Origin of the sequence: Leucobacter sp. M11 (genome assembly GCF_035726885.1) — a bacterium.
Lineage (GTDB): Bacteria > Actinomycetota > Actinomycetes > Actinomycetales > Microbacteriaceae > JAPFRB01.
In genome coordinates, this window is record NZ_JAPFRB010000003.1 from 678435 (window position 1) to 683073 (window position 4639).

Annotated in this window: 4 protein-coding genes; all 4 read left to right on the forward strand. The window is 70.6% G+C overall.

The window, feature by feature from the left end; translation table 11 throughout:
* The first annotated feature begins 233 nt into the window (after positions 1–233).
* Positions 234–1820 carry a sodium-dependent transporter gene (locus OOT08_RS11645; protein WP_325092800.1) on the forward strand — a complete coding sequence of 529 codons (1587 nt, stop codon included), beginning with the start codon at positions 234–236 and terminating at the stop codon, positions 1818–1820.
* Positions 1817–1933: a methionine/alanine import family NSS transporter small subunit gene (locus tag OOT08_RS11650; protein WP_325092801.1), complete on the forward strand. Its 117-nt coding sequence runs from the start codon at positions 1817–1819 to the stop codon at positions 1931–1933. The genes OOT08_RS11645 and OOT08_RS11650 overlap by 4 nt, the downstream gene beginning before the upstream one ends.
* 56 nt (positions 1934–1989) lie before the next feature.
* Positions 1990–3366, forward strand: a complete 1377-nt coding sequence (locus tag OOT08_RS11655; RefSeq protein WP_325092803.1) for a thymidine phosphorylase — start codon at positions 1990–1992, stop codon at positions 3364–3366.
* Positions 3367–3448: 82 nt separating this feature from the next.
* Positions 3449–4639, forward strand: a 1191-nt coding sequence (locus OOT08_RS11660) for an adenosine deaminase (protein WP_442916226.1), incomplete at its 3' end; no start/stop codon positions are given.

Below are 4639 nucleotides of genomic sequence, written 5' to 3' on the forward strand. Positions count from 1 at the left end.
AGGTGGCGTCGAACGCGGTGCCCCCGACCCCGGCCAGCCCCCTCGCGTCGCACCCGGTCCTGCCACGCTAGCCGCTCGTGCGCGGCGAGGGAACCCTGATCCCCTGGCAGTTCGACTGGCGCACCGGGGGCGGCGATCACGGTACGCTAGTCCGGCTGGGGCGGACCTCGTGCCCGGCTCACCCCGAAGCGACCGCGTCGGGTCCAGCGGGACCTGGCGCAGAAGGAGCGACGATGAGTGCGTCCCCCACCCCCGGCACGCGGACGCGTGTCCGGGAGACCTTCACCTCGCGGCGGGTGTTCATCCTGTCCGCGATCGGCTCCGCCGTCGGCCTGGGGAACATCTGGCGTTTCCCGTATGTGGCCTACGAGAACGGCGCCGGGGCCTTCATCGTGCCCTACCTGATCGCGCTGCTCACCGCCGGGATCCCGCTGCTGTTCCTCGACTACGCGATCGGGCACCGCTACCGCGGCTCCGCGCCGCTGTCCTACCGGCGCCTGGGGCGGCGCGCGGAGGCGCTCGGCTGGTGGCAGGTCGCGATCTGTTTCGTCATCGCGATCTACTACGCCGTCATCATCGCCTGGGCGATCATGTACACCTTTTTCTCGACCACGCTGCAGTGGGGGAACGATCCAGAGGCGTTCTTCCTCGGCGACTTCCTCAACCTGACGGGGGAGAGCGGCCTCGTGCTGGAGTATGTGCCCGCGGTGCTCGTCCCGCTCATCATCGTCTGGGTGCTCTGCCTCGGCATCAGCTTTGCCGGGGTTCGCAAGGGCGTCGGCATGGCAAATCTGATCTTCCTGCCGCTGCTCGTGATCATGTTCGTGATCCTCTGCGTGCAGTCCCTGTTCCTGCCCGGCGCGATGGACGGCCTCGACACCCTGTTCACGCCGAACTGGGCGGCGCTCGCCGACCCCGGCGTGTGGGCGGCGGCCTACGGGCAGATCTTCTTCTCGCTCTCGGTGGCCTTCGGCATCATGGTGACCTACTCGTCGTATCTGAAGAAGAAGACCGATCTGACGGGCTCCGGCTTCGTGGTTGCCTTCGCGAACTCGGGCTTTGAGATTCTGGCGGGCATCGCCGTGTTCTCCGCGCTCGGCTTCATGGCCCAGGCCTCCGGCGTCGCGGTTGCCGATGTCGTGCAGAGCGGGGTCGGCCTGGCCTTCATCGGCTTCCCGACCCTGATCTCGGCCGCGCCCGGCGGGCAAATCATCGGGGTGCTCTTCTTCGCCTCGCTCGTGTTCGCGGGCCTCACCTCGATGATCAGCATCATGGAGGTGGTCATCTCCGCGGTGCAGGACAAGCTCGGCCTGGGCCGAAAGAGCGCGACCCTCGCGATCGGCATCCCGATGGCGCTCCTGTCGGTGCTGCTGTTTGCCACGACGAGCGGGCTGAACGTGCTCGACATCACGGACGAGTTCGTGAACAAGTTCGGCATCCTCGCGGGCGGGCTCGCCTCGATCGTCGTCGTGTCGCTCCTGTACCGGAAGCTGCCTCTGCTGGCCGGGCACATCAACCGGCGCTCCTCGATCCGCGTGGGCAAGCTCTGGATGGTGCTCGTCGCCGCGGTGGCCCCGATCGTGCTCCTGTACCTCACGATCAATGAGATCATCACGAAACTCCGGGAGCCCTACGGCGACTTCGACCCGGGCTTCGTCGGCGTCTTCGGCTGGGGCATGGCCGGGCTGCTCATCGTGGCCGCCGTGATCCTGTCGCTCACCCCGTGGCGCGGGGGCACCGAGCTGGGCGATCACCAGTACGACGAGGAACGCACGGCGGACGACGCGGCGGTCGCCGCAGGAACGGAGGCGGGACGATGAGCCCCATCGCCATCACCATGCTCTGCGTGTCGATCGGCACGATCTGGGGCGGGCTCGTGCTCGCCCTGCTCAACCTGCGCCGCTCCCCGAGCGACGACGCCGAGGAGGACTGAGGCCCGGGCGGCCGCACCGCTGGTCGGGGACGCCCAGAGGCTCCTACACTGGGGCCATGAGCGCGCACCCGTTTACATCCGAGCCCGTGTCCGAGTCCCGCCCCGCCGTCGAGCCCTTTGACGCGGTCGAGCTGATCACGAAGAAGCGGCATCGCCAGAGCCTCAGCCAGCCCGAGATCGCCTGGGTGGTCGACGCCTTCGTCCGCGGCTACGTCGTGCCGGAGCAGATGAGCGCGCTGCTCATGGCCATCCAGATTCAGGGCATGGAGCGGACGGAAATCCGCGACCTCACGATGGCGATGATCGCGAGCGGCGAGACGATGGATTTCACGGGGCTCGGCAAGCCCGCGATCGACAAGCACTCCACGGGCGGCGTGGGCGACAAGATCACCCTGCCGTTGGTGCCCCTCGTCGCGAGCTTTGGCGTCGCCGTGCCGCAGCTGTCCGGGCGCGGCCTCGGCCACACGGGCGGCACCCTCGACAAGTTGGAGGCGATCCCGGGCTGGCGCGCGAACATCACGAACGAGGAGATGGAGCGCGCGCTCGTCGAGCTGGGCGGGGTGATCTGCGCCGCGGGCTCGGGGCTCGCCCCGGCCGACCAGAAGCTGTACGCACTCCGGGATGTGACGGGCACGGTCGCCGCGGTGCCGCTGATCGCTTCCTCGATCATGTCGAAGAAAATCGCGGAGGGCGCGAACGGCCTCGTGCTCGACGTGAAGTTTGGCTCCGGGGCGTTCCTGCCCGCCGAGGCCGATGCCCGCGAGCTCGCGGAGACGATGGTGCGGCTCGGCGCGGACGCGGGGCTCGCGACGACCGCCCTGCTCACGAACATGGAGCGCCCCCTGGGCCGCGCCGTCGGCAACGCCAACGAGGTCCGGGAGTCCGTCGAGGTCCTCGCGGGCGGCGGCCCCGCCGACGTCATCGAGCTGACCCTGGCCCTCGCGCGGGAGATGCTCGACCTCGCCGGGAAGCCCGACGCCGACCCGGAAGCCGCGCTGCGCGACGGGCGGGCGATGGACGTGTGGCGGCGGATGATCGCCTCCCAGGGCGGCGACCCGGACGCCCCGCTCGTGGAGGCGACGGAGCGCGAGATCGTGCGCGCCGAGCGGGACGGCATCGTGCAAGCGGTGCCCGCGCGCCAGATCGGGGTCGGGGCCTGGCGGCTCGGCGCGGGCCGGGCCACCCCCGGCGCCCCGATCGATCACACCGCGGGCGTCGAGGTGCTCGTGCGCCCCGGCGACCGGGTCCGCGCGGGCGAGCCGCTCCTGGAGGTCGGCTGCGATCACCCGGGCCGGATGGCGCGCGGCCTCGAGCTGCTGCGCAGCGCGGTCGAGATCGGCGACGCCGAGGTCATCGCCGGGCCCATCGTCGTGGATCGGATCACCGCGACGGGCGAGAGCCGGCCGCCGGGTGGCCGGGGGAACGGGCGGTGAATTTCTGGGCGGGTCGCGGCGCGGCGGGCTACCCTGGTGGGTGGGAGCCGTGCCGGCCCCACTGAGTCGCGAGGAGCGAGCCATGACCGAGACCGACCGACCCGACCCCCAGACCTTCGCCCGCGAGCAGGACGCCGCCGCGGCCGACCCCAACGCCCTGAACCGCACCGAGCTCGACGACGGCGTGGCCATCGAAGACCTGCCCAAGGTCTCCCTGCACGACCACCTGGACGGTGGCCTGCGCCCCCAGACTGTGATCGACATCGCGACCCGGCTCGGCATCGAGCTGCCCGAGACGGACGCCGAGGACCTCGCCGACTGGTTCTACGAGCAGAGCAGCGACGGCACCCTCGAGGACTACCTGGAGACCTTCGAGCTCACGGTCGCCGTCATGCAGCACCCCGAGGACCTGCGCCGCGTCGCCCGCGAGTGGGTGCTGGACCTGGCCGAGGACGGCGTGATCTACGGTGAGGCCCGCTGGGCCCCCGAGCAGCACCTCACGGGCGGGCTCACGCTCGAGGCCGCCGTGCAGGCCGTGCAGACGGGCCTCGACGACGGCGTTGCCGAGGTCATCATGACCGGCGGCGACATCCGCGTCGGCCAGGTGCTCTGCGCCATGCGCCAGGGAGCGCGCAGCGCCGACATTGCCCTCCTCGCCCTGCACTACCGCGACGCGGGCGTCGTCGGCTTCGACCTCGCCGGCCCCGAGGACGGCTTCCCCGCCGAGGAGCACGCCGAGGCCTTCGAGATCCTCGCCGAGGCCATGTTCCCGACCACCGTGCACGCGGGGGAGGCCGCCGGCATCGACTCGGTGCGCGGCGCGCTGATCGCGGGCAACGCCCTCCGGCTCGGGCACGGGACCCGGCTCGCCGAGGACATCACGGTCGAGGAGCAGGACGACGAGCAGGTCAGCGTCTCCCTGGGCCGTACCGCGCAGTGGGTCAAGGACCGCGGCATCGCGCTGGAGATGTGCCCCTCCTCGAACCTGCAGACCGGAGCCTGGGGGGAAGATCTCGAGGACCACCCCTTCGATATCTTCTACCAGCTGGGCATGGCGGTCACCGTCAGCCCCGACAACCGGCTGATGAGCGACACCTCGGTGAGCCGCGAGCTTGGGCTCCTGGTCGAGGCCTTCGACTACGACCTCGAAGACCTGCTGAACTTCCAGCTGAACGCGGCGAACGCGGCCTTCCTGCCGATGGAGGATCGCCTGGAGCTGATGGAGCGGATCAGCGTCGGCTTCGCCCTCGTCCTGCGCCGCACCTACGGCCTG

Excerpts from the sequence above, each read along its gene's own strand:
- OOT08_RS11645 (WP_325092800.1), top strand. The coding sequence starts at position 234 with ATGAGTGCGTCCCCCACCCCCGGCACGCGGACGCGTGTCCGGGAGACC.
- OOT08_RS11650 (WP_325092801.1), top strand. The coding sequence starts at position 1,817 with ATGAGCCCCATCGCCATCACCATGCTCTGCGTGTCGATCGGCACGATC.
- OOT08_RS11655 (WP_325092803.1), top strand. The coding sequence starts at position 1,990 with ATGAGCGCGCACCCGTTTACATCCGAGCCCGTGTCCGAGTCCCGCCCC.